Annotated in this window: 22 protein-coding genes; 18 read left to right on the forward strand and 4 right to left on the reverse strand. The window is 67.2% G+C overall.

Features of this window, described 5'->3' with window-relative positions; genetic code table 11:
• Window positions 1-236: 236 nt before the first annotated feature.
• A complete protein-coding gene (locus HRV97_RS08345; RefSeq protein ID WP_343044483.1) occupies window positions 237-845 on the reverse strand; it encodes a response regulator transcription factor in 609 nt (202 codons plus the stop codon).
• Window positions 846-1,124: 279 nt separating this feature from the next.
• On the opposite strand from HRV97_RS08345, the gene HRV97_RS08350 reads away from it, so the two are divergent.
• Window positions 1,125-3,227 carry a putative bifunctional diguanylate cyclase/phosphodiesterase gene (locus HRV97_RS08350; protein ID WP_246248624.1) on the forward strand — a complete coding sequence of 701 codons (2,103 nt, stop codon included), beginning with the start codon at window positions 1,125-1,127 and terminating at the stop codon, window positions 3,225-3,227.
• A gap of 141 nt (window positions 3,228-3,368) precedes the next feature.
• A complete protein-coding gene (locus tag HRV97_RS08355; protein WP_174193821.1) occupies window positions 3,369-6,227 on the forward strand; it encodes a PAS domain S-box protein in 2,859 nt (952 codons plus the stop codon).
• A gap of 4 nt (window positions 6,228-6,231) precedes the next feature.
• On the opposite strand, the gene HRV97_RS08360 is transcribed toward HRV97_RS08355, so the two are convergent.
• Window positions 6,232-7,452 (reverse strand): SNF2-related protein, encoded by a 1,221-nt coding sequence (locus tag HRV97_RS08360; protein ID WP_174193822.1) that lies wholly within the window; start codon window positions 7,450-7,452, stop codon window positions 6,232-6,234.
• A 187-nt stretch (window positions 7,453-7,639) separates the two neighbouring features.
• Between HRV97_RS08360 and HRV97_RS08365 the strand changes: the two genes are divergently transcribed.
• On the forward strand, window positions 7,640-8,428 hold the full coding sequence (locus HRV97_RS08365) for a CRISPR-associated endonuclease Cas3'' (RefSeq protein ID WP_174193823.1): 789 nt from the start codon (window positions 7,640-7,642) through the stop codon (window positions 8,426-8,428).
• Complete coding sequence (gene cas3 / locus HRV97_RS08370) at window positions 8,340-10,160, forward strand: CRISPR-associated helicase Cas3' (RefSeq protein WP_174193824.1); 1,821 nt, start codon at window positions 8,340-8,342, stop codon at window positions 10,158-10,160. The genes HRV97_RS08365 and cas3 overlap by 89 nt, the downstream gene beginning before the upstream one ends.
• 16 nt (window positions 10,161-10,176) lie before the next feature.
• Here the strand turns inward: cas3 and HRV97_RS08375 are convergent, their stop codons facing one another.
• Window positions 10,177-10,992 (reverse strand): LD-carboxypeptidase, encoded by an 816-nt coding sequence (locus HRV97_RS08375; protein WP_174193825.1) that lies wholly within the window; start codon window positions 10,990-10,992, stop codon window positions 10,177-10,179.
• A 57-nt stretch (window positions 10,993-11,049) separates the two neighbouring features.
• On the opposite strand from HRV97_RS08375, the gene HRV97_RS08380 reads away from it, so the two are divergent.
• The 11 genes from HRV97_RS08380 (at window position 11,050) to HRV97_RS17770 (ending at window position 20,259) form a co-directional block, all read left to right on the forward strand.
• The gene (locus HRV97_RS08380; RefSeq protein ID WP_174193826.1) at window positions 11,050-12,471 is read left to right on the forward strand and encodes a glutamate ligase domain-containing protein; all 1,422 of its coding nucleotides are present in this window, start codon (window positions 11,050-11,052) and stop codon (window positions 12,469-12,471) included.
• Window positions 12,472-12,538: 67 nt separating this feature from the next.
• A complete protein-coding gene (locus HRV97_RS08385) occupies window positions 12,539-13,270 on the forward strand; it encodes an alpha/beta hydrolase (RefSeq protein ID WP_174193827.1) in 732 nt (243 codons plus the stop codon).
• Window positions 13,267-14,001, forward strand: coding sequence for a tetratricopeptide repeat protein (locus HRV97_RS08390; protein WP_174193828.1), 735 nt, complete (start codon window positions 13,267-13,269; stop codon window positions 13,999-14,001). Before HRV97_RS08385 ends, HRV97_RS08390 begins: the two co-directional genes overlap by 4 nt.
• Window positions 13,998-14,450 carry a VOC family protein gene (locus HRV97_RS08395; RefSeq protein ID WP_343044465.1) on the forward strand — a complete coding sequence of 151 codons (453 nt, stop codon included), beginning with the start codon at window positions 13,998-14,000 and terminating at the stop codon, window positions 14,448-14,450. The genes HRV97_RS08390 and HRV97_RS08395 overlap by 4 nt, the downstream gene beginning before the upstream one ends.
• A 2-nt stretch (window positions 14,451-14,452) precedes the next feature.
• On the forward strand, window positions 14,453-15,202 hold the full coding sequence (gene gloB / locus HRV97_RS08400; RefSeq protein WP_343044466.1) for a hydroxyacylglutathione hydrolase: 750 nt from the start codon (window positions 14,453-14,455) through the stop codon (window positions 15,200-15,202).
• A 36-nt stretch (window positions 15,203-15,238) separates the two neighbouring features.
• Entirely contained in the window at window positions 15,239-15,634 is a 396-nt protein-coding gene (locus tag HRV97_RS08405; protein ID WP_174193829.1) for a hypothetical protein, read from the forward strand.
• Window positions 15,635-15,668: 34 nt separating this feature from the next.
• Window positions 15,669-17,003, forward strand: a complete 1,335-nt coding sequence (locus tag HRV97_RS08410) for a cystathionine gamma-synthase family protein (protein WP_174193830.1) — start codon at window positions 15,669-15,671, stop codon at window positions 17,001-17,003.
• Window positions 17,004-17,094: 91 nt separating this feature from the next.
• Entirely contained in the window at window positions 17,095-18,555 is a 1,461-nt protein-coding gene (locus tag HRV97_RS08415) for a flavin-containing monooxygenase (protein ID WP_174193831.1), read from the forward strand.
• A 47-nt stretch (window positions 18,556-18,602) separates the two neighbouring features.
• Window positions 18,603-19,781, forward strand: a complete 1,179-nt coding sequence (locus HRV97_RS08420; RefSeq protein WP_174193832.1) for a BaiN/RdsA family NAD(P)/FAD-dependent oxidoreductase — start codon at window positions 18,603-18,605, stop codon at window positions 19,779-19,781.
• 82 nt (window positions 19,782-19,863) lie between these two features.
• Window positions 19,864-20,007, forward strand: a complete 144-nt coding sequence (locus HRV97_RS17765) for a hypothetical protein (protein ID WP_343044467.1) — start codon at window positions 19,864-19,866, stop codon at window positions 20,005-20,007.
• A gap of 27 nt (window positions 20,008-20,034) precedes the next feature.
• Window positions 20,035-20,259, forward strand: a complete 225-nt coding sequence (locus tag HRV97_RS17770; RefSeq protein ID WP_343044468.1) for a VOC family protein — start codon at window positions 20,035-20,037, stop codon at window positions 20,257-20,259.
• A 21-nt stretch (window positions 20,260-20,280) separates the two neighbouring features.
• Here the strand turns inward: HRV97_RS17770 and murA are convergent, their stop codons facing one another.
• On the reverse strand, window positions 20,281-21,564 hold the full coding sequence (murA, locus tag HRV97_RS08430) for a UDP-N-acetylglucosamine 1-carboxyvinyltransferase (RefSeq protein WP_174193833.1): 1,284 nt from the start codon (window positions 21,562-21,564) through the stop codon (window positions 20,281-20,283).
• A 166-nt stretch (window positions 21,565-21,730) separates the two neighbouring features.
• On the opposite strand from murA, the gene HRV97_RS08435 reads away from it, so the two are divergent.
• The 3 genes from HRV97_RS08435 (at window position 21,731) to kdpF (ending at window position 23,733) form a co-directional block, all read left to right on the forward strand.
• Window positions 21,731-22,468 (forward strand): cyclic nucleotide-binding domain-containing protein, encoded by a 738-nt coding sequence (locus tag HRV97_RS08435; protein ID WP_174193834.1) that lies wholly within the window; start codon window positions 21,731-21,733, stop codon window positions 22,466-22,468.
• Window positions 22,469-22,647: 179 nt separating this feature from the next.
• Entirely contained in the window at window positions 22,648-23,535 is an 888-nt protein-coding gene (locus tag HRV97_RS08440) for a TorF family putative porin (RefSeq protein ID WP_174193835.1), read from the forward strand.
• Window positions 23,536-23,643: 108 nt separating this feature from the next.
• Entirely contained in the window at window positions 23,644-23,733 is a 90-nt protein-coding gene (gene kdpF / locus HRV97_RS08445) for a K(+)-transporting ATPase subunit F (RefSeq protein ID WP_037531783.1), read from the forward strand.
• The last annotated feature ends 7 nt before the right edge of the window (window positions 23,734-23,740 follow it).

Raw genomic sequence — 23,740 nt, forward strand, 5'->3', positions numbered from 1 at the left:
ACCGGTGTCTGCCACAGTGCCGCACCTGTGGCTTGCGCATCACCTCGTCGGCAAGGCGGAGAAGACCGGACGCTTACGGCTTGCCTAACGCTCAACCCACCGGAGAACACCTCCATACTCAAAGCGAAACTCGATCACCCCTCTGCCTCACCGCTCGATGCGCAGCGCCACTGGCTGGCCGTCTCTGCACGTGATGCCGCACCATTACCGCCGTAAAAATTGAAGAGGTAAACCCCTCAGCGCCGTCCGCTGCTGCCAGCGGTTGATGCATCGCGAGCGAGCAGCAGTGCTGCGGTAATGCTAATGACGCCCAATTTGCGTAGAATGTTGGCGCGGTGCATGTCGATCGTGCGCGTGCTGATGGCCAGCTCGCCCGCGGCCTGCTTGCTGGACAGGCCCTTGCCGAGCAGGTCGAGCACCTCCTGCTCGCGCAGCGACAGGCGTTTGAGCGGCTCGTACTTGGTGGCTTCGCTCCGCCGCCGCTCGCACTCGTCGATGTGCGTGGCGGCACGAGCCAGAACGTCCAACAGCTCCGCACGCTTGTAGGGTTTGCGCAGGAAATCGATCGCGCCGGCGCGCATCGCGGTAACGGCATCGCACACGTCGCCGTAACCAGTGAGCAACGCCACAGCATGGCAGTGATCGCGCCGAACCAGTTCGGCCTGAAGCTCAAGCCCGCTCATTGCCGGCAACATCAGATCAAGTAAAACGCAACCTGAAGGTAAGTCACCGGAAACATTCAGAAAAGCTTCGCCAGAACTGAAATGGGTAGCACGATGTCCAGCGCCTTCGAGCGTCATGATGATTGTCTTGGCAAGATCCTTATCGTCATCGACGAGATACACGAACAACCCAACAGCTCCATAATCACACACCGAATACCATAAACCATGACGAGATGGTTTCGGATTCGCAACGTCCGAGAGGTCTCCATCGGTACGAACGCCGTGCCGCGTCATCACCGATCGATGACGTTGCCGCGTGCGCCAACGAACCCACGCGCGCAATTAACTAGATACCATCACGCGATCCGCGCGCGCAAACTAGCGAAACTACCATGCAGCTCGGTACCGCGTCTTCAGGAATGCCCCTTAGTCATCATCGGAGACGACTGAGGTTCGCTCATGATGAAGTGGTTCAGATCAGACAAGAAAGTTGCTGGGACGGGGTATCATCTCTGCGCCGGTTTCAGTCGCGATCGTCGTGCGGCGGTCGCCGGTGACGACGGGCGCGAACACTCCTGCCCCGATCAGACGGACGCACGCCGCGATGATTTCGATTCGATGCTGGTGGCGGCGCAGTTCGATTCGCTGCGCGATCAGGTGCCCAATCTACACCTCATCCTGCTCGTCAACGTCACCTTCCTCGCCTTCATTACCGCCGTCGGTCATTATTCCTCACTCACGTTCCTGCCCTCGCTGCTGCTGGCAGCCGGCAGCATGTCGCGGGTCATCAAATGGCGGCGGATGTCGTATCCGGGCGTTGCCGCGACGCGGCTGCTGTTCCGCTCCACCATCCGCACCTCGATTCTGTTCGGGCTGATCCTGGCGGGATGGAGCATCTGGGTGATGGCGCGCAGCGATCAGGACGCGGCACCCTTCATCCCGTTCTTTGCCGCGCTGTCGACCATCGCCTGCGCCGCGTGCCTGGTGTCGCTGCCGGCCGCCGCTTACGCCGTGATCTGGTCTGGCACGGTGCCGATGGTCTTGGCGATGCTCGCCTCGCGCGATACTGCTATGATGGCGGCGGCGGTCAATCTGTCGGTCATCGCCACGTTGATCTTCGGTTGGATGCGGCGCCAGCATCTCCAGTTCCGCGGCATCGTGCGCGCACACGCCGACACGATCGACAAGGAACGCGAGGTGGCGACCTTCGCCTTTTGCGACCAATTGACCGGGCTCGCCAATCGTCGCGCCTTCATGTCGGGGTTGCTGGCATCGCAGCGTCCCGAGGGCGAGCCGCTGAACGTCGCAGTGGTGCTGATCGACCTCGACGATTTCAAACTGGTCAACGACAAGCTCGGTCATGCGGTCGGCGACGCACTGCTGTGCGGGATCGCGGCGCGGTTGCAGCATTTCGCACCCCCAGATGCCACCTGCGCGCGGCTGGGTGGTGACGAATTTGCGATCCTGTTACCTGGTGTCGACCAGGCCGCGACCGAGGCTGCGGTTCGCGACATTGCGCGGGTGTTCGACGCGCCGCTCGTCATCGATGAGGCGGAACTGGACGTGTTCGGCTCGATCGGGATCTCCGCCGGTGATCGGTGGCCGGACGACGCGATGGTGTTGATGCGCCGCGCCGATCTTGCCCTGTATGAAAGCAAGCGAAACAAGCGGCACGCTCCCTTCTTCTTTCGCGACGAATTGCAGATGCGCAGCGATCGTCGCCGCGTGATCGAGACGTCCTATCTTGATCCGGTCGCGCTCGACACGCTTGACGTCGTGTTCCAGCCGATCGTGCGGGTCGCAACGGGCAAGGTGATGGGGTGCGAGGCGCTCGCACGCTGGGTCCACCCGCAACTCGGCCGCATCCCCCCCGACGAGCTGTTCGACGTGGCCGACCGCGCGCGCGTGGCGCATCATTTCACCCGTCATCTGCTACGGCGCGCGCTGCAAAAGGCGCGGCACTGGCCCGATACCATCGTACTGTCGTTCAATGTCACTGCAGGCGAGGTCGGCGATGCGTTGCAGCCGATGATCGCCGAGCTGTGTGCCGCGCACGATTTTTCGCCGTCGCGGTTGATGATTGAGATTACAGAGACCGCGCTGATGCGCGATCTGGCGTTGGCACAGCGCACGATCGATGATCTGCGCGCGATGGGAATACGCGTCGCGCTGGACGATTTCGGCGCGGGTTTTGCCTCGATCGCTTATCTCAAAAGCATCCGGTTCGATTTGATCAAGATCGACGGCGGATTGGTTACAGCGATCGCAGAATCGGCACTCGCACGGCAATTGCTAGCGGGCGTGGTGCAATTGTGCCGCGCAATCGGTACGCCGATCGTCGTCGAGCAGGTAGAAACCGAGGCGCAACTCACGATCGTATCGCTCCTGGGCGTCGAGAAGGTGCAGGGCTATCTGGTCGGACGTCCGGTTTCCGACCCCGCGTTTACCGCGTTCGTCGCTGCGGATCGCCCCGCCGTGCCGCCTCCGCCTCCCGTTCTGGCAACCGCCGGTGGCGGCGCAACGGTCGTGAACATCGGCTGGCCAAGCCCGATCGGCGGCTGAGCACCGACAGGTGCGGTGCTCGTCGAGCACGACGACTAGGTAGTTCGCGACCGTGGAGCCGGCCAAGCGGAACGGGCTGGCGGTTACAGCCCGGTGCCGATACACGATCCCTATCCCAAACCGTTGTGATGACCGTCAGACATGAAGCGACTGCTCGGCTACATCGGCGAACGTCTCGGCATCACCAACACAGGTGGTGCCGAGGCGGTGACCGGGCTTCCAGCGGAACAGGCATTGTCGGTGCTGCGGCAGGCATATGCCGACATCCACGACATGATCCTGATCTACTCGCTGGACGGCGCCATGCTGTACGCGAACAAGCGCGCGCTCGAGACGATTGCCCTCGAAGACGTCGGCAAGCATCCCTTGTTCCGCGCCGATCTGCTGGTGTTTGATCCGGCAGGTCAGCGGATCGAACAGGACGAATGGCCAATCTTTCGCGCGATCCGCGGCGAACAGGTCGTCGACCTCGACATCATTGTCCATATGCCGCATTTCGCGCCTGAACGTGCGGTCCGCCATGCCCGCATCAGTGCGACGCAGACGACCTTCAACGGGTTGTCGCGCGACCCGATGATCGTGGTCAACATTGCCGACACAACCAGTTTCCGCATGACCGAGCAACGGATCAGCGAAAGCGAGGCAGCGGCGCGGCACGAAGGGGCGCTGTTGGCCTCGATCATGGACGCGTTGCCGATCGCGGTGATCACGACCGACCGCGAGGCCAACATCCTGCGCCATAATGCCGCATGCTGCGACCAGGCCAGCAAGCTGGAGATCGGGCGAGACGGGTCGCCCGACGCCATTCCCCCCACTTGCTGGTCGGAGATGGGCGAAGCGCTGAACCGCGAGGATTGGCCGCTGATCCGCGCGGTGCGCGACGGCGCCACCACTGTCCGCCAGCGCGTTGACGTACCCGCCGCCGCCGGCGGCATGCGAAACCTCTCGATCTCGGCCGCGCCGGTGCGCGATGCGACGGGAGCGATTATCGCCGGCGTCGTCGCAAGTGAGGACGTCACCGATCTGGTATCCGCGCATCGTGCGCTCAACGATCGCGAAACCCGGATGCGCCTGTTGATCGACGGCGCGCACGACCATGCCTTCTTCATGCTCGATCGCGACGGATGCGTCGCGACGTGGAGCGCGGCGGCAACCCGACTGAAGCAATACCGCGCCGAGGACGTGATCGGCGTCCCTTGGTCCACCTTCTTCGCGGACGAGGATGTCGCAGCCGGGCTGCCGGCGCAGTTGCTGGCCACTGCCAGACACGCTGGCCGCGCTTATCATCGGGGATGGCGCCGGCGGCAGGATGGCAGCGTGTTCTGGGTCGATGCGGTGTTGAGCGCGATCGTCGAGCGATCCGAAGTCGTTGGTTTCGCCGAAGTCGCACGCGACCTGACCGAACAGCGGCATTCGCAGGCCGAGCTCAAGCTTCGCGACGATGCGCTGCTCGCGGTGTCGCAGGGTATCTTGGTCATCGATGCGCGCGTGCCGGACCAGCCGATCATCCTCGCCAACGGCGCGTTCGAGGTGCTGACGGGATATTCGGTCGACGAGGTGATCGGGCGAAACTGCCGGTTCCTGCAAGGACCCGATACCGCGCAGGCAGACATTGCAACGATCAGACATGCGCTGGCGGCGGGCGAGCGTTGCTCGGTCGAGATCCTCAATTACCGCAAGGACGGATCAACGTTCTGGAACGCGTTGTCGATCAGCCCGGTCCGGGACGCGACCGGTGCGATCGAAAAGTTCATCGGCGTCATGGCGGATGTGACCGAGCGGCGCGATCTGGAAGAACGGCTGCGCCAATCGCTCAAGATGGATGCGCTTGGCCGGATGGCGGGCGGGATCGCGCACGATTTCAATAATATTCTGACGATCATCAACGGCAATGTCGAGGAATTGCGCGACGATTGGGTTACCGGCACCGTCCTGCGCGAACGGCTTGACCTGATCGCCAAGGCCGGTCTGCGCGCGGAATTGCTGACCAACCAATTGCTTACCTTCAGCAAGCGGTCACTCGTCACGCTGCACGGCATCGATCTGGCGGACGTTGTCGCCAACATGCGCGCGCTGCTCCACAGCCTGACCGGAGACAGCATCACGCTCGACATACGGTTGCAGGACGGGTTGTGGCTGGTGCGCGCCGACCGCAGCCAGATCGAGCAGGTGTTGCTGAACATCGTCATCAACGCTCGCGACGCGTCGTATGACGGCAGCGCGATCACGTTGGAGATCGTCAATGCGCCGGCGCGGCTCCGAGGCCGAGAGGGCGACGCTCTAGCGAGCGAAGTGGCGGCGGGCGATGCGGTCGTGGTCCGGTTAACCGATCGCGGGATCGGAATGGCGGCGGACACCCAGGCACGTGCGTTCGAGCCATTTTTCACGACCAAAGGCGAGGCGGGCAGCGGTCTTGGCCTCGCGACCGTCTTCGGGATCGTCAGTCAGACGGGTGGGACGATTGCGCTGAAAAGCGACTTGGGCGTTGGCACGGCGATCGAAATCGCGTTGCCGGTCACCTCCGCGATCGCTGTCGTGGATTCCGTCATCCAGCCGGCAACCAGTGTCGAACAGGGGCTGATCGCGTTGGTCGCCGAAGATGACGACGATGTCCGCGCGATCATTCAGCGTGCGCTGGAACGCGCCCACGTCAGGGTTTTTGCCTTCCGCAACGGGCTCGACACGATCAACTTCATCCGCGCCGACGACTGCCATGTCGATATCCTCATTACCGACGTCATCATGCCGGTGATCGGAGGTGTTTCGTTGTTCAAGGCGGCAAACGCCGCCTACCCCGAACTCAGGACGCTGTTCGTTACCGGCTTCAATGACGTCGACATCCCGCTTGATCCCGAGCGGGTGCACACATTGCCCAAACCGTTCACCGGCAAGAAGCTCGTCGACGCACTAAACCACATCATGGCAAAGGTAACGCTGCGCACGGAACACGAGGTGTTGATGAAAAGTGCTGATGCATCGGCGCGCCAGCGCTCACATTGAGTGGCTAGGCGGGGATCGACGACAGCAGCCGCTGCTGCAACCCGACGAAGCCGAGCCGCGCGCGCGCCGCCTGCGCAGTCGTCAGCCGCGCGATCCGCCGCTCGCGTAGCGCACGGTAATCGGCAAGCATCGCGGCGAGCAGCAGTTCGGGCGCATCGGCGGGCAGGTCGTCGATCACCACCGGCTCGACCACGCGTTCCGGGAACGCCTCGCCCAGCGCGCGCAGGTCGCTTTTCAACCGACGCACCATCACCGGTTCGAGATCGGCGGGGCGCACCGGCACCCCGCGCGTGAAGCGTTGTGGGTCGAGCAGTTCGAGCAAGGTCGCGAAGCTGTTGGGATGGCCGTTGTGCGGCGTCGCCGACAGGAACAGGCGATGCTCGAACCGATCGGATAGGTCGCGCAAGCTCCGTGTGAACTGGCTCTCGATCGCGTAGCGTCCGCTGCCCGCGGGTGCGGCATGGTGCGCTTCGTCGAGGATGAGGAGCGAGCGCGCGCGGAAATCCTCCAGCACGTCGCGCAAAGGCGCGACGTAATGCTCGTCGCCGAGCAGCCGGTGCGACAGGATGAAGCGCGATCCCGCCGCCCACGGGTTGGCGCCGTAGCCGCGGCGGCGTCGCAAGGTTTCCAGATGCTCGGCGTCGATGATGTCGAAGGCGAGCCCGAACTTGCTCTGCAACTCGTCGCGCCACTGTTGCGTCATCGATGGCGGTGCCAGCACCAGCGTGAAATCGACGCGGCGGCGCAGCAGCAGCTCGCGCAGGACAAGTCCTGCCTCCACCGTCTTGCCCAAGCCCACATCGTCGGCGATCAGCAGGTTGACCCGTGGCAGGCGCAGCGCCTTGCGCAGCGGCAACAGCTGGTACGGATCGAGCCGGATGCCGGCGCGGAACGGCGCTTGGAACAGGTCGCGCTCGGCCGCGGTGGCGGTGCGCCAGCGGATCGTGCGCAGATAAGCGGAAAAACTTTCCGCATCGCCGCCGCCATGTGCGCCGGGTTGGCCAAGCGAGGCCCAAGCCTCCTCGTCATGCAGCCGCGCGTCGATTTCGGCGCTCCACAGCACCTGCGCGTCCTCGCCGCTGGCGTCGTCGTCGATGCAGGCGAGCCGGTGCCCGTCGAGGGCGTGGCCGGGTTGCGCCTCGACCATCCACAACCGCCCGCGCAGTGACACGAACTGCCCGACCGTCGGCGTGCTGGCGTGACGGGGGCTGCCCGCGTCGGTCATGCGCTTTCCCCCTTTCCCCGCCGCGCAGGGTGCGGGGGCGGTGCGGAGAAACCAATTTGCGACGTGTCCGAACCGGCGGGACTTGCCCTGATCTACAGGTTTCACGTGGCTGGCAGGGCGAAGCTGTAAGCAATGACGTTCGATCAATGCGGTGTCGGGGCTAGGTTACCCGAATGCGAGCGGCACTATGACGATCACGCTGGACGGACCCTGGGCGAAGCTGACGCGTGAAGACGGGCGGGTCACCGCCGCGCTGCCGCTAGTCGACCATTGCCTCGATGTCGGTGCGGCGGCCGACGTGGTGTTCACCGCGTGGCGCGACCCGCTTGAGGCAGCGGCGGGACGGGCGCTGAGCGAGCAGGATGTCGCACGCTTCTGCGCGCTCGCGGCGCTGCACGACATCGGTAAGGCGAATAGGGGCTTCCAGGCGAAGATCGATGCCGGCGACAAGCTGAAGGTCGGGCACACCGGTCCGGTTGCGGCGCTGTTGAACCATTCTGGTTTGAAGCGCGGCGCAGCGGCGCAGGCGCTGAATGCGGTGATCGCCTACTGGGGAGCGCACGACCATTTCGCGGCAGTGATGGCGCATCATGGCAGGCCGCTGGACGAGTTCCGTGTCGCAGGGCGGATGGAGGCGACGCCGTGGACCGGGCACGTTAGATACTGGATGCCCGAGCGCAGTGGTGATCCGACGTTACACGCGCTGCACGTTCTGGACGTGGTGCGCGCGCGCTGGCCGTTGGCGTGGGAAGCGGGCGCACCGCTGCCCGATGCGCCGCGGCTGGTGGCGTTGTTCGCGGGCTTAGACGCTCGCCGACTGGCTCGGCTCCGACACGAAGCGTTTGCCGGTCGCGGCACCGCACGGCGCGGCACGCGAGCCGTTGCGAATGGACCAGGTACGCGCGGCGGCCGAGGCGCGCGGGTTCCTGCCGCTCGGCACGCCGGCGTGCGATTTCGAGCAGACATTCGGGGTTGAGCCCTATCCGTTCCAGACCGCTGCAGCGGAGGACGATCTGGGCCAAGTCGCGTTGATCGAGGCGGAGACCGGATCGGGCAAGACCGAGGCGGCGCTGTGGCGCTGGCTGGCGCTCAGGCGACGCGGACTGGTCGACGGGCTGTTCTTCGCGCTGCCGACGCGCTCGGCGGCGGTGCAGTTGCACCAACGCGTCAACACGATGCTCAACCAAGTCTGGGGCAACGCCGCGCCGGAGGCGGTGCTCGCCGTGCCGGGTTACCTACGCGCGGGTGACGCGACGGGTCAGGCGCTGCCCGGCTTCGAGGTCCGCTGGGATCGCGGAGAGCCCGGCGGGGCGCCTGACGCGCGCTGGGCGGCGGAGCGGAGCCTCAACTTCCTCGCCGCGCGCGTCGCGGTCGGCACGATCGATCAGGCGCTGCTCGGCATCGTGCCGGCAAAACACGCGCTGTTCCGCGCTGGCGTGCTGTCGCGCAGCCTGTTGGTGGTGGATGAGGTGCATGCGTCGGACAGCTACATGTCGGGGCTGCTCGAACGATTGCTCGACCATCATGTCGCGGTCGGCGGGCACGCGCTGCTGCTATCGGCGACGCTGGGGAGCAGTGCAAGGGCACGGTTGCTGAGAACCGAGCCACCGGCGCTTGCCGAGGCGGAAGCGCAGCCTTATCCGGCGCTGTCGGGGCGTGGCGCGGCGTTGCGTTCGGCGATCGGCGCAACCCGTGAGGGTAAGCGGGTACAGGTCGAAACCGCCGGGGTGATCCGCGATCCGGACGCGATCGCCGCGCGTGCGATCGACGCGGCACGCGCGGGCGCGTCGGTGCTGGTGGTACGCAACAGCGTGAGCGGCGCAGTGGCGGTCGCGCAGGCAGTGGCGGAACGGGCGCCCGACCTGGTGTTTCAGGTCGCCGGAGTGCCGACGCTCCATCACGGCCGCTTCGCGCCGAGCGACCGCAAGCGGCTCGACAAGGCGGTGGAAACCGCGTTCGGCAAGGCGTGCGTCCGGCGCGGACAGGTGCTGGTCGGCACGCAGACGCTGGAACAATCGCTCGACATCGACGCCGACTACCTTGTCACCGATCTCGCGCCGATGGACGTGCTGTTGCAGCGGATCGGCCGGCTGCACCGGCACGCGCGATCAGACCGCGGCGTCTTCGCGCAGGCACGTGTGCTGGTGCTGCGCCTATCCGAGCGCGACCTGTCGCCGCTGCTCGGTCGTGCGGGTGGCGAGCGTCACGGGCTGGGCAGTGTGTACCGCAACCTCGTCCAGCTCGAAGCAACGCTGCGTTTACTCGAAGAAACTCCCGAGATCGTGATCCCGCGCGACAGTCGCCGGCTGGTCGAACGTGCGCTGCATCCCGAAGCGCTCGATCGGATCGCGCGGGAAGGCGCGGTCGGCTGGCTCAACCACGCGAATGAACGCGCCGGCGGCGACCATGCCGAGGCCGAGAGCGCAAAACAGGTCGCGCTCGACCTGTCGCAGCCGTTCCGCACGCTCGTGTTCCGTGACGTCGAGGAAGCGGTCCTCACCCGGCTCGGCGCGCGCGACCTGCTGGTCGACACCTCACCACCGCTCGCGAGCCCGTTCGAGGGCGAGATCACGCGCGTGGCGATACCCGGTCATATGCTGGGCACGCTGAGTGAGCGTGACGTACCCGAGATGATCGACGCGCACAGCTTTCGGCTCGGCACGCGCAGCTTTGGCTACGATCAATGGGGTTTGCACCGGCTCGGGTGAGCGTGGATGCGCGGCTTTAGGCGATGCCGAACGGCACCACGCGGTTGCTCTGCGTATGGCCGACCTCGGCGCGGCCGAGGAAGGGCACGTGCAGGTCGCGGCACCAGCGCTCCATCATCGCCTCCAGCGTCTCGCCCCAATCGGGTTCGTTGGGCTTGACCGCGGTGACCGCGCCGACCCGCACGCCGGCGAGCCCACGCAGCTGCGTTGCGTTCGCCATCGTGAATAGCATCCGGTCGATCGCGTACATTGCTTCGGACACTTCCTCGACGATCAGCACGTGATCGGCCAGATCAGGGAGCCACGGCGTCCCGATCAGGGCGGTGAGGATCGACAGGTTGAGCGCGACCGAAGGCTGACCCGACAGGCCGGGTTCGAGTGCGCTGCGATCCCGCCTGCCCATCCAGCCGAGCGACCGCGCCACCGTCTCGTCGCCGCCACGGCGGCGGATGTCGCTGGCCATCGGACCGTGCACCGGGTGTCCGATGCCACGCGCGTACAGTGCGGCCAGCAGGAAGCCGACGTCGGAATAGCCGAGGTAGGTCTTGGCGCGCGCGGCGTCGTTCAACCGCGGCATCGCATTCGCCAGGATGCGGTTTGCGCCATAGCCGCCGCGCACGAACCACACCGCACTCATTGACGGGTCGTTGGCATATTCGACGAAGGCGGCGGCGCGCACCGCGTCCGATCCGGCGAAATGTCCGGCCTGCGCGAAGCATTGCGGGTGAAAGACGAGGTCGACCTCAGGATACGCGATCGCCGCCAGTGCCGAGACGGGCGCGACCACGTCCGGGTTGGCGACGCTGGAGGCCGCTACGACGCCGATCCGCATGTTCGTGATTGCTCCTCGGCTTGCCCTGCTTCCGCGAACAGCCGATAGCCCGCAGCCATGCAAGACGGCAATGCGACTGACGTGCGCGGCAAGCGCTTCTTCCTCGTCGGGATCGGCGGATCGGGGATGATGCCGCTGGCGATGATCCTCGCAGGACGCGGCGCATTGGTGGCGGGGTCGGACCGCGGGCTCGACCAGGGACGCGTGCCCGCCAAGTTCGACGCGCTGCGCGACCTCGGGATCGAGCTGTTCGCGCAGGACGGCAGCGGGATCGTGTCGGCGGAGCAGATCGTCGTCGCCTCCGCCGCGGTGGAGGAGACGGTCGCTGACATGGTAGCGGCGGCGCGCGTCGGTTGCGCGCGGATGACCCGCGCCGAACTGAACGCGGCGTTGTTCAACGCCAGCTCGCTTGGCATCGGCGTCGCGGGCACCAGCGGCAAATCGACCGTCACCGGCATGATCGCGACGATCCTGCACCGGACCGGCCGCGACCCAACGATCATGAACGGCGCGGTGATGAAGGATTTCGCGAGCGCCGACCGCCCGTTCGCCAGCGCGCTGGTCGGCGCGGGCGACGCGTACGCGAGCGAAGTGGACGAGAGCGATGGGTCGATCGCGCTCTATCGTCCAACGATCGCGGTGCTCAACAACGTCAGCCTCGACCACAAGGCGCTCGACGAACTCAACCGCCTATTCGGTGATTTTATCGCGCACGCGCGCCACGCGGTGATCAATGCCGACAACGCGGACGCGGCGGCGCTGGCGATGGCGCTGCCGACCGCGCGCGTGACGCGCTTCTCGGTCGAGGGTGCGGGCGATCTGGTCGCGCGCGACGTGCACGAGGAACCGTTCGCGGTCTCGTTCACGCTTCATCACGCCGGCGGCACGCTGCCGGTCGCGCTCAAGGTACCCGGGCGGCACAACGTCTCGAACGCGCTCGCCGCGCTGGGCGCCGTGCAGGCAGCGGGGGTGCCGCTGGAGGACGCGGTCGCGGCACTGGCGCAGTTCACCGGCCTGCGGCGGCGCTTCGATCTGGTCGGCGCGGCGGCGGGCGTGTCGGTGATCGACGATTTCGGGCACAACCCCGACAAGATCGCCGCGACGCTCGACACGCTGCACGCCTTTCCGGGCCGGTTGCTCGTCCTGTTCCAGCCGCACGGGTTCGGGCCATTGAAGGTGATGCGTACCGAGCTCGTCGCGATGTTCGCGCGCGCGTTGGCGGCGGACGACCTGCTCGTCATGCCCGACCCCGTCTATCACGGCGGTACCACCAGCCGTGAGGTGACCAGCGCCGACATCGTCCGCGACGTGACGCTCAGCGGGCGGCAGGCGCTCCACATGCCCGATCGCGCGGCGGCGGCGGCGCATCTCGTGGCGGAGGCGAGGGCGGGCGACCGCATCGTCGTCATGGGCGCGCGCGACGACACGCTCAGCCTGCTCGCGGCCGAGATGGTGGACATGCTGCGGCAGCGCGACTGAGCCTTCTCTAGGCAAGCATGGCGCGCCGCATTTTGCGCGCGACCGCGTGCGCGTCTATGTTGGCGGCATGTCCGATCATCTCCATCACGCCGCCGAGCGGCCGCGGCTCGCCTATTACCTGACCGAAGGGCGCGGGCCCGCGATCGTGTTCCTGCCGGGCTACGCATCCGACATGACCGGGACCAAGGCAGTCGCGCTGGAGGAATGGGCGAAGGCGCACGGCCGCGCCTTTCTGCGTTTCGACTATGCCGGCTGCGGCGCGTCGGAGGGGAAGTTCGAGGAACAGAGCCTCGCCGACTGGCGCGACGATGCGCTCGCTATGATCGACGATGCGGTCGAGGGGCCGGTGGTGCTGGTCGGGTCGTCGATGGGCGGGTGGATCATGCTGCTCGCGGCAAAGGCGCGGCCCGAGCGCGTCCACGCGATGGTCGGCATCGCGCCCGCGCCCGACTTCACCGACTGGGGCTTCTCGTCGGACGAGAAGATGTATCTGCTTCAGCACGGGCGGTTGGAGCGCCCCAACCCCTACGGTTCCGCGCCGACCGTCTACACGCGCCGCTTCTGGCAGTCGGGCGAGGCCAACCGGCTCATGTTCGGCGAGATTGCGATCACCTGTCCGGTGCGGTTCCTGCAAGGACAGAAGGACGCGGACGTGCCGTGGCATCGTACCTGCCGCCTGGCCGAGATGCTGGCGTCAAGCGACGTTCAGACGTTGCTGGTCAAGGACGGCGATCACCGCCTGTCGCGCGACGCTGACGTCGCGCTGCTGATCCGCGCGGTGGAGGACGTGCTGCCGTGATCCTGTTCCTCGCTCTGTTCGCCGCGCAAGCCGCGGGCACGTCCCCGACGTCGCCGGCGCAGCGACTCGACGCCTGCGTCGCGCAGGCGCGCACCGATCCCGCGGGGGCGGAGCAGGTCGCGCGCACGCTCGGCCGCGCCGGCGAGGCTTGTCGCGGTGTCGCGCTCGCGGGGCAGGACGATTACGCCGGGGCGGCAACCGCCTTCACCGCGGCGGCGCGCAATGCCGAGCTGGCGAAGGAGGCGCGGGCGGCGGATCATTGGGCGCAGGCGGGCAATGCCTGGCTCGCGGCGGGTGATGCGGCAAAGGCGCGCGCCGCGCTAGACGCGGCGCTGGCGGCGGGGACGCTGACCGCTCTCAACCGCGGCGAGGCGTACCTCGACCGCGCTCGCGCGCTGGTTGCGACCGGGGACTTGAAGGCGGCGCGCGTCGACCTGGATCTGGCGGTGAAGGATGCGGCCGACGATCCGCTCGCCTGGCTGCTGTCGGCGACGCTGGCGCGGCGGATGGGCGACCTGCCGCGCGCGAAACTCGACATCGCGCAGGCGCTCCGCCGCTCGGCCGACGATGCCTCGGTCCAGCTCGAGGCGGGCAACATCGCCGCGGCGGCGGGTGAGGCGGACCGTGCGCAGGCAGCGTGGAAGGAAGCCGCGCGGCTGGCACCCGATGCCCCCGCCGGGCGTTCAGCCGCCAACGCCCTCACCCAGTTCGCAGGAGACCCGAAAAAGTGAAATACCTCCACACAATGATCCGCGTCGCCGATCCCGACAAGACGATCGCCTTCTTCGAGGTGCTGGGTCTGAGGGAAGTCCGTCGGATGGAGAATGAGGCGGGTCGCTTCACGCTGATCTTCCTCGCGACGCCCGAGGACATGAACGCACCGGGCGAGCGCGCGCGCGCCGAGGTTGAGCTGACCTACAATTGGCCGAACGAGGGCGAGGCGCCGGAGGAATACACCGGCGGGCGCAATTTCGGCCATCTCGCTTATTATGTCGATGACATCTACGAGACGTGCCAGCGGGTGCAGGACGCGGGCCATATCGTCCACCGCCCTCCGCGCGACGGGTACATGGCGTTCGTGAAGTCGCCCGACGGCATCTCGATCGAGCTGCTGCAGGAAGGCGGCGCGAAAGAGCCGGCCGAGCCGTGGAAGTCGATGCCCAACACCGGGAGCTGGTAACCGTGACGGGCGCGCCCGCATCGGGGCTGGAGATCGTCCGCGTCCCCGTGCTGTCGGACAATTATTCGTGGCTGGTCCACGACGCCGACAGTGGGGCGACGATCGTGGTCGATCCGGGCGAGGCGCAGCCGGTGCTCGACGCCGCCGCCGCGCGCGGCTGGACGATCGACGCAATCTGGACGACGCACTGGCATCCCGATCACGTCGGCGGCAATGCCGGCGTCGTCGCGGCGACCGGCGCGACGGTGATCGGGCCCGAGGCCGAGCGCGCGAAGATCGGTGCGCTCGACCGCGGAGTGGCCGAGGGCGACACGGTGGCGATCGGCGCACACGAGGCCCGCGTGATGCACGTGCCCGGTCATACCGCGGGGCACATCGCCTTTCACCTCGCCGACGACGCCGCGATCTTTACCGGCGACACCTTGTTTGCGCTCGGGTGCGGGCGGTTGTTCGAGGGCAGCCCTGAGCAGATGTTCGACAATTTCCGCCGCTACGCCGACCTGCCCGGCGAAACGCGCGTCTATTGCGGGCACGAATATACGCAGTCGAACGGCCGCTTCGCGCTGTCGGTCGAGCCTGCCAACGAGGCATTGGTTGCGCGCATGGCCGAGGTCGACCGGCTGCGCGCCGCGGGCGAGCCGACGGTGCCGACCACGATTGCCCAGGAGCAGGCGACCAACCCGTTCATGCGCGCGACCAATGTCGGCGAATTCAAGCGGTTGCGTGAGGGCAAGGATTCTTTTCGCGGGTAGAGGCGTTCAGCAGGTAACAGACGAGGAGTGAATGCAATGCGTAAACTGCCGTTAATGTTGCTGGTCGCGAGCGTCGGTCTGGGTGCAGGGAGTGCCGCGCTCGCCAAGCGTGACACGCCCGAGCTGGCGTACCGCAAACTGATCGCGGGCAAGGTGGCGGGCAAACCGCAATCGTGCATCGATACTCGCTTCCGCCAGTCGCAACTGAGCGCCTATGGCAACAAGCTGATCTACCGTGTCAGCGACAAGCTGGTGTACGTCAACGAGACCAACGGTGGGTGCGAGCGGGTCGCACGGGGTGACGCGCTGATCTCGCGCCAGTATCAGACGCGCGCGTGCAGCGGCGATATCGCGCAAACGGTGCAACTGCCGCCCAACATTCCGACGGGCAGTTGTGCACTCGGCATGTTCACGCCCTATACCAAGCCCTGAGCGGTGTCGTCGCCGCACACACGAGAGGACCAGAATGCCCGACCAGACCGAAGCCGACATGACCGGCGTCGAACAGCGCATTTCTCCTAAGCCCGAGGTAGATGCGATCGGCGGGCGCACGCTCAAGCCCGCGACGCTGATGATGGGGCACGGCTACGATCCTGCGCTGTCCGAAGGGTCGTTGAAGCCCCCGGTGTTCCTGACCTCGACCTTCGTGTTCCCCAATGCAGCGGCGGGCAAGCGGCATTTCGAGGGCGTGACGGGCAAGCGGCCGGGCGGTGCGGAAGGCCTCGTCTACTCGCGCTTCAATGGTCCGAACCAGGAGATCCTGGAGGACCGGCTCGGCATCTGGGAAGGCGCGGAGGACGCTCTGGCTTTCTCCAGCGGCATGTCGGCGATCGCGACCTTGTTTCTGTCGATGGTCAAGCCCGGCGACACGATCGTTCACTCGGGTCCGCTTTATGCGGCGACCGAGACGCTGATCGCGCGCGTGCTGGGCAAGTTCGGGATCAACTGGCTCGATTTCCCCGCCGGCGCGACGCGCGAGGAGATCGACACGGTGATGCGCCAGGCCGCCGCGAACGGGAACGTCGCGTTGGTCTACCTGGAGAGCCCCGCCAACCCCACCAACGCGCTGGTCGACGTGGAGGCGGTCGCCGCCAGCCGCGATGCGGTGTTCGCCGACCACGCGAGCAAGCCGCCGATCGCGATCGATAACACCTTCCTGGGGCCGCTCTGGTCGCAGCCGTTGAAGCACGGCGCCGACATCGTCGTCTATTCGCTGACCAAATATGCGGGCGGGCACTCCGATCTAGTCGCAGGCGGCGTGCTGGGGTCGAAGGAGCAGATCAACGTCATCCGCGCCATGCGCAACACGATTGGCACGATCTGCGATCCCAACACCGCGTGGATGCTGCTGCGCAGCCTCGAGACGCTGGAGCTGCGCATGAGCCGCGCGGGCGAGAATGCAGCCAAGGTCTGCACCTGGCTGCGTGACCAGCCGCAGGTCGAGCGCGTCGGCTATCTCGGCTTCCTCTCCGAGGGCAGTACTGAGGGGCCGGAAGGGCGGCAGGCCGACATCTACCGCCGCAACTGCACCGGCGGCGGATCGACCTTCTCGCTGTATCTCAAGGGCGGCGAGGCCGAGGCGTTCCGCTTCCTTGACGCGCTCAAGATCGCGAAACTCGCGGTGTCACTCGGCGGAACCGAGACGCTGGCGAGCCACCCGGCGGGCATGACCCATCTGTCGGTCGCCGACGAGCGCAAGCAGGCGCTGGGGATTACCGACAACCTCGTGCGCATCTCGATCGGGGTCGAGGATGCGGACGATTTGATCGCCGACTTCGCCAACGCGCTGGCGGCGATCTGACGCTTGAACGCGTGAGTTAACGCTTTCCCGCCCGCGTGTTTGTCGTCATCCTGATCGGGCGGCGGCAGACCGCGGATGATGGAGAGCGAGCATGGCCAAGCGGATCGCGGTGATCGGCGCCGGCATGGGCGGGCTATGCGCGGCGATCCAGGCGCGCGCGGCGGGACACACGGTCACGCTGTTCGAGCATGCCGACGCGGTCGGCGGCACGTGGCGCGCCAACCGCTATCCGGGGGTCGCGTGCGACGTGCCCGCGATCCTCTACCAGTTCAGCTTCGCGCCCAACCCGCACTGGAGCCACCATTACGCGCGCGGGCCCGAGATCCACGCCTATACCGAGGCGTTGGTCGTGCAGTTCGAGCTCGCCGAGGTGCTGCGGTTGAACGAGGGCGTCACGCGCGCGGTGTGGGACGAGGCGGGCGCGACCTGGGCGGTGGAAACGGAACGCGGTGCGCGCGAGACGTTCGACGCGATCGTGCCGGCGCTGGGCCAGCTCTCGCGCCCGCAGCTACCCGAAATTGCCGGCGTGCAGGACTTCGCGGGCCAGACCTTCCACGCCGCCGAATGGCCCGATGGCCTCGACCTCACGGCCAAGCGCGTTGGTGTCGTCGGATCGGCGGCGAGCGCGGTGCAGTTGATCCCCGAAGTCGCCAAGCAGGCCGCGCACCTCGTCGTGTTCCAGCGCACGCCCAATTGGGTGATCCCGCGCAACGACACCGCGGTCACGCCCGAGGCGAAGGCGCTGATGGCGACCAACCTGGAGGTCGCGATGCGGCTGGGTGCGGCGAGCCGGGCGATGATCTTCGACAATGCCGACACGTTCTTCTGGCAGGCGTTCAAATGGACGCCCGAGGGGCGCGCCGCCTTTACCCGGACCGCGCTCGACCATCTCGAAGCGCAGGTGGCCGATCCGGCGCTGCGCGCCAAGCTGACCCCCGATTACCCGATCGGCTGCAAGCGCATCCTGATCTGCGATGATTTCTACCCCGCGCTATGCCGGGACAACGTCACACTGGAGACGAGCGCGATCGCGCGGGTCGAGGCGGGCGGCGTGCGCACCGCCGCCGGCTTCCACGATCTCGACGTGCTGATCTTCGCCACCGGGTTCGAGACGACGGCGTGGAACTGGTCAATGGAGGTCGTCGGCGAGGACGGTCGCACGCTCGCCGAGGCATGGGCCGACGGACCCGAGGCGTATCTGGGGATCATGGCGCACGGCTTCCCCAACATGTTCATGCTTTACGGCCCCAACACGAACCTGGGGCATAATTCGATCAGCTTCATGATCGAGCAGCAGGTCGGCTTCATGCTGCGCGCGCTGGCGGCGGGGGAAAGCGCCGGCGCGCGCACGGTGCGCGTCACCGCGAATGGGCAGGCACGCTTCAACGACACGATCGCGCAGGCGCTCGACCAGACGGTGTGGGCCGATCCGCATTGCCGCAGTTGGTACAAGGCGGCGAACGGGCGCGTGTACCAGAATTGGTCGGGTAGCTGCACCGACTATGCCGCAGCGACCGCCGAGATCGACCGCGCCGCGGTGGCGATCGGCTAAACGTGATCCGCCTCGCCTTGCCGCGCGATGTATGGCAGGCGGGCGGCATGGAACAGTTCGATGCGATCGTGCTCGGTGCCGGCGGCGCCGGGCTGATGTGCGCGGCCGTGGCGGGACAGCGCGGACGGCGCGTCGTCGTGCTCGACCACGGCACCGAGCCGGGGCGCAAGATCGTGATTTCGGGCGGCGGGCGGTGCAATTTCACCAACCGCGAGGCGATCCCCGAGCGCTACGTTTCCGCCAACCCGCATTTCGCCAAGTCGGCGCTCGGCCGCTATACCGCGCAGGATTTCCTTGGGCTGGTCGAGCGCTATGGAATCGCGTGGCACGAGAAGACGCTGGGACAATTGTTCTGCGACGGCTCGGCGCGGCAGATCGTGGCGATGTTGCTGGACGAGTGCGACAAGGGCGCGGTGACGTTGCGGCTGGGCGGTCAGATAGGCGAGATCGGCCACGCGGATGCGCGCTTCACGGTCGCGCACCACGGGCGGCGCTACGTGGCGCCCGCGTTGGTAATCGCGACCGGCGGGCCGTCGATCCCGAAGCTTGGCGCGACCGGCTTCGCCTATGATCTGGCGCGACGGTTCGGGTTGAAGGTGGTCGAGCCGCGCCCCGCGCTGGTGCCGCTGACGCTGCCGGGCGAGGAAGCGCTGTTCCGCGCATTGTCGGGCGTCGCGACCCCGGTCGTGGCGGGCTCGCTGCCCGTAAAGGGGCGCGGCGCTTCATTCGCCGAGGCGGCGCTGTTCACGCACCGCGGTCTTAGCGGCCCCGCGATCCTGCAGGTGTCGTCCTATTGGCGTCCGGGCGAGGCGGTCACGATCGACCTCGTGCCGGGTGCCGCGCCCGGCTGGCTGCGCGAGGCCAAGCGCGCGCGCCCGCGCGGCACGCTCGCGTCGGTGCTGCCGCTGCCGGGACGGTTGGGCGACGCGCTCGCCGAGGTGATCGGCATCACCGAACTGGGCACCGCGACCGATCGCGTGCTCGAAGACGCCGAGCGTCGGCTGGCCGACTGGCGCTTTCACCCGAACGGCACCGAAGGGTTCGCCAAGGCCGAGGTGACGGTCGGCGGCATCGCCACCGCGGGTCTGTCGTCGAAAACGATGGAAGCGCGCCACCTGCCCGGATTGTACGCGATCGGCGAGGCGGTGGACGTGACCGGCTGGCTGGGTGGCTACAATTTCCAATGGGCGTGGGCGAGCGGCTGGGCGGCGGCGCAGGCGGTGTGAGCGAGGTTACGACTTCCACGCACTTGCTTCGGCGATGACCCGAGCGCACGTTCCGCGCAGCAGGTGACGCGAAGGGGTGAGGATGGCGGTTACGGGCATCGGCGGCATCTTCTTCCGGGCGGCCGACCCGGAGCGGTTGTCCGATTGGTACCGCACCCACCTGAACGTCAGCGCGGGCTGCATGGCGGCGGACGTCGCGTTGGATCGCGCCGAGCCCGATCCGTGATTCTGGCGCGCCGGCGGCGGCCCGGTCGTGTTCGCGCCATTCCCTGCCGACAGCGATTATTTCGCCGCGGACCGCCAGTGGAGGCTCAACCTGCGCGTCGACGCGATCGATCGGATGATCGCCGCGTTGCGCGCTGCCGGAATCGTGGTGGAGACGCGTGCCGAATGGGACGAGGCAGGCATCGGGCGCTTCGCGCGCCTGCACGATCCCGAGGAGAACGCGATCGAGCTGTGGGAAGCGGCAGAGGCCTAGCCCGTCGATCCCCCACCTGCCTCAACCGTCGCCGGCGCGTTCAATGTCGGCACCGACCGCCGACAGCTTCTCCTCCAGCCGCTCGTAACCGCGGTCGAGGTGGTAGATGCGGCTGACCTGCGTCTCGCCGTCCGCGACGAGGCCGGCGATGATGAGGCTCATCGAGGCGCGCAGGTCGGTCGCCATCACCGGCGCGCCGACGAGGCGGTCGACGCCCTGGACGACCGCAGTGCGGCCGCGGACCTGGATGTCGGCACCCATCCGCGCCAGTTCGGGCACGTGCATGTAGCGGTTCTCGAAGATTGTCTCGGTCAGCACGCTGGCGCCGTCCGCGCGGCACAGCATCGCCATGAACTGCGCCTGCATGTCGGTCGCGAAGCCGGGGAAAGGCGCGGTGGTGATGTTGAGCGGGCGCAGTTTGTCGGGCGCGGCGACGCGGATGGTGTTCTTCGTCACCTCGACCTCGACGCCGGCTTCGCGCAATGCATCCAGCGTCGCGCCCATCTCGTCCGCGCCGATGTTGGTCAGCGTCACGTCGCCGCCGGTGATCGCCGCGGCACAGGCGTAGCTGCCCGCCTCGATCCGGTCGGGCATCACCGAATAGGTCGCGCCGTGAAGCTCGCGCACGCCCTCGATCTCGAGCGTCTCGGTACCGATCCCCTCGATCGACGCGCCCATCGCGACGAGGCAGCGGCACAGGTCGACGATCTCGGGCTCGCGCGCGGCATTTTCGATACGGGTCGGGCCGGCCGCGGTGACCGCGGCCATGACAACGTTCTCGGTCGCGCCGACCGAGACGACGGGGAAGCGGTAGACGCCGCCCGACAGGCGTCCGCCGGGGGCGCTGGCGGTGACGTAGCCCGCGCTCATCTCCAGCTTCGCGCCAATCGCCTCCAGCGCCTTCAGGTGGAGGTCGATCGGGCGGTTGCCGATTGCGCAGCCGCCAGGCAGCGACACGCGCGCTTCGCCCGCGCGCGCGAGGATGGGGCCGAGCACCAGGATCGACGCGCGCATCTTGCGCACGATGTCATAAGGCGCCTCCGCACTGGTCAGTTGGCCGGCGCGGATCGTCATCACGCGGCCGAACTCGTCGGGGCGCGACCCCTCGATCCGGGTTGAGGCACCCAGCTGGTTGAGCAGGTGGCCGAAGCCGTCGACGTCGGCGAGCCGCGGCAGGTTGCGCAGCGTCAGCGGCTCGTCGGTCAGGATCGCGCACGGCATCAGCGTGAGCGCGGCGTTCTTCGCGCCCGAGATGGGGAGATTGCCCGACAGGCGGTTGCCGCCGCGAATAAGGATACGGTCCATGAGGCAGCGTCTATCGCGCACGCTCGCCCGCGCCAAGCCGCCTGGCGGCGGTCGCGTGCGTCCGATGCGTGAAATGCGGGTTGGCACGCCTGTCGCTTGATCGATTTTAATGCAGCCCCGCGCGCGCCCTTCATAAGCGATACCGATAACAAGGGGTTACAACTGCGTGCGGGTGCGTTCCTTCGCCGATCGGATCGGCGGGTTTCTTTCGTTAACCGTGAGTGAGCAGAACGCCCTGGCCGGGTTGGAGGGGCGCGCGCGCTCCTTGCGGCGCGGCGCGGTGCTGGTGCGCGAGAACGACCGCACCGCCGATCTGTTCGTGCTCTCCAGCGGGATGATGATGAGCTACGTGCTGCTGCACGACGGCAGCCGGCAGATCCTGCGTTTCCTGTTTCCCGGCGACCTGGCGGGTGCCGGCGCGCTCGCCTACGCGACCTCGCCCGAGAGCGTGGTGGCGCTCGCCGACAGCGTGGTGTGCTTGTTCGACCGCGCGCAGGTCGCCGCGGTGATGGCGCGGCACCCGCGGCTCGCGCTCGCCATGACCGCAATCGACCAGGCCGAGCGCGCGGCGATGACCGATCGGCTCGCCGGGCTGGGGCGCACCTCGGCGCAGGCGCGGATCGCGGCGGTGCTGCTCGACATCCGCGACCGGATGCGGCGCAGCGGCGAGGAGGTGGCGAGCGGCTTCACGCTGCCGCTGACGCAAGAGGAGATCGGCGACGCCAGCGGGTTGACCGCGGTGCACGTCAACCGGATGCTGCGCCAATTGGAGGAGATGGGGTTGATCGCGCGCACCGGCGGCCGCGTGATCCTGTCTGATGAGGTGCGGCTAGCGCGCACCGCCAATTACGTCGACCGGCTGTCGCGGATCGACCTGTCGTGGCTGGTGCCGATCCCCGCCTGATGCTTCACGCCTGATGCTTCACGCCTGAAGGGCAGGGCGTGAGAAAAAGTGCCGGCTATATGCGCGCTATATGCGATTGACCGGAATCGGTCTCGCAATGCTACGCGCGAGGGTATCAATGAAGCGTCACTGACGGCGCCCGCGAATGGTCGTGGGCGTGTCACCGGACAGGGGCGCTCATGAACTTTACCTATCTCGCCGCGGTGCTGGCGGCGCTGCCGCTGGCGTCGCCGGCCGTCGCGCAGGATGCCGCCACGATCGACGTGTCGCCGCCCACCGAACTGCGCGCCGCACCAACCGGACCGGTGACGGTCAGCGGCAGCGTGGCAATGCTGAGCGACTACCGCCTGCGCGGCGTGTCGCAGAGCGACCGCGATCCGGCGATCCAGGGCGCGCTGACGATCGCGCACGACAGCGGCTTCTACGTCGGCACGTTCGCGTCGAACCTGGCCGGATGGGGAACGTTCGGCGGCGCCAACCTGGAACTCGACGCAATCGGCGGGTTCAAGCACGCGGTCGGGGCCGTGACGATCGACGCCGGGCTGACGTGGTACATGTATCCCGGCGGCGCGGATAAGACCGATTATGCCGAAGCCTTCGCCAAGCTGTCGGGCACCGCCGGGCCGGCGACGCTGCTGGCGGGCGTCGCTTATGCCCCGCCGCAGCAGGCGCTGGGCAAATGGTACCGCAACGGAGTGCAAGCCGCAGCAGCCACTTATTCCGATCCGGGCGACAAGGAGGACAATCTGTACCTGTGGGGCGACGGCGCGGTGGCGGTACCGAACACCGGGCTCACCGCCAAGGCGCACATCGGCTGGTCGAGCGGCAACAGCGGGTTGGGGCCGAACGCGACCAGCGCCGCGCCAACTGGAAAATATTGGGATTGGCAATTGGGCGCCGATTACGCGGTGCCGGGCACGCCATTGGTGCTGAACCTGTCGTGGATCGACACCGACATCACGCGCCGGGAAGCGGCCTACCTGCAACCCAGCTTCAGCAAGGGGCAGGACGGGCGCGGGTCAATCGCGAACGGCACCGTGCTCGCTTCGCTCACCGCCAGCTTTTGAAGGAGAACCACGATGCAGGACCTGCTGTGGGGTTCGATCATGTTCGGCCTGCTGGCGCTGGCGCTCGCCTTTGTCCGCCTGTGCGACAATGCTTGAAGGAGAGCTGAGATGACGCTCGACCTGTGGCTCGCGGCGCTGACCGCGCTCGGCCTTCTCGTCTATCTGGTGGCGGTGCTGATCCGCCCCGAACGCTTCTGAAGGGAGC

Source organism: Sphingomonas hominis (assembly GCF_013328205.1).
Taxonomy (GTDB): Bacteria; Pseudomonadota; Alphaproteobacteria; order Sphingomonadales; family Sphingomonadaceae; genus Sphingomonas; species Sphingomonas hominis.

Coding starts and splice junctions, on each gene's coding strand:
- HRV97_RS08350 (WP_246248624.1), top strand. CDS start 1,125: ATGATGAAGTGGTTCAGATCAGACAAGAAAGTTGCTGGGACGGGGTAT.
- HRV97_RS08355 (WP_174193821.1), top strand. CDS start 3,369: ATGAAGCGACTGCTCGGCTACATCGGCGAACGTCTCGGCATCACCAAC.
- HRV97_RS08360 (WP_174193822.1), bottom strand. CDS start 7,452: ATGACCGACGCGGGCAGCCCCCGTCACGCCAGCACGCCGACGGTCGGG.
- HRV97_RS08365 (WP_174193823.1), top strand. CDS start 7,640: ATGACGATCACGCTGGACGGACCCTGGGCGAAGCTGACGCGTGAAGAC.
- cas3 (WP_174193824.1), top strand. CDS start 8,340: ATGGACCAGGTACGCGCGGCGGCCGAGGCGCGCGGGTTCCTGCCGCTC.
- HRV97_RS08375 (WP_174193825.1), bottom strand. CDS start 10,992: ATGCGGATCGGCGTCGTAGCGGCCTCCAGCGTCGCCAACCCGGACGTG.
- HRV97_RS08380 (WP_174193826.1), top strand. CDS start 11,050: ATGCAAGACGGCAATGCGACTGACGTGCGCGGCAAGCGCTTCTTCCTC.
- HRV97_RS08385 (WP_174193827.1), top strand. CDS start 12,539: ATGTCCGATCATCTCCATCACGCCGCCGAGCGGCCGCGGCTCGCCTAT.
- HRV97_RS08405 (WP_174193829.1), top strand. CDS start 15,239: ATGCGTAAACTGCCGTTAATGTTGCTGGTCGCGAGCGTCGGTCTGGGT.
- HRV97_RS08410 (WP_174193830.1), top strand. CDS start 15,669: ATGCCCGACCAGACCGAAGCCGACATGACCGGCGTCGAACAGCGCATT.
- HRV97_RS08415 (WP_174193831.1), top strand. CDS start 17,095: ATGGCCAAGCGGATCGCGGTGATCGGCGCCGGCATGGGCGGGCTATGC.
- HRV97_RS08420 (WP_174193832.1), top strand. CDS start 18,603: ATGGAACAGTTCGATGCGATCGTGCTCGGTGCCGGCGGCGCCGGGCTG.
- HRV97_RS17765 (WP_343044467.1), top strand. CDS start 19,864: ATGGCGGTTACGGGCATCGGCGGCATCTTCTTCCGGGCGGCCGACCCG.
- murA (WP_174193833.1), bottom strand. CDS start 21,564: ATGGACCGTATCCTTATTCGCGGCGGCAACCGCCTGTCGGGCAATCTC.
- HRV97_RS08440 (WP_174193835.1), top strand. CDS start 22,648: ATGAACTTTACCTATCTCGCCGCGGTGCTGGCGGCGCTGCCGCTGGCG.
- kdpF (WP_037531783.1), top strand. CDS start 23,644: ATGACGCTCGACCTGTGGCTCGCGGCGCTGACCGCGCTCGGCCTTCTC.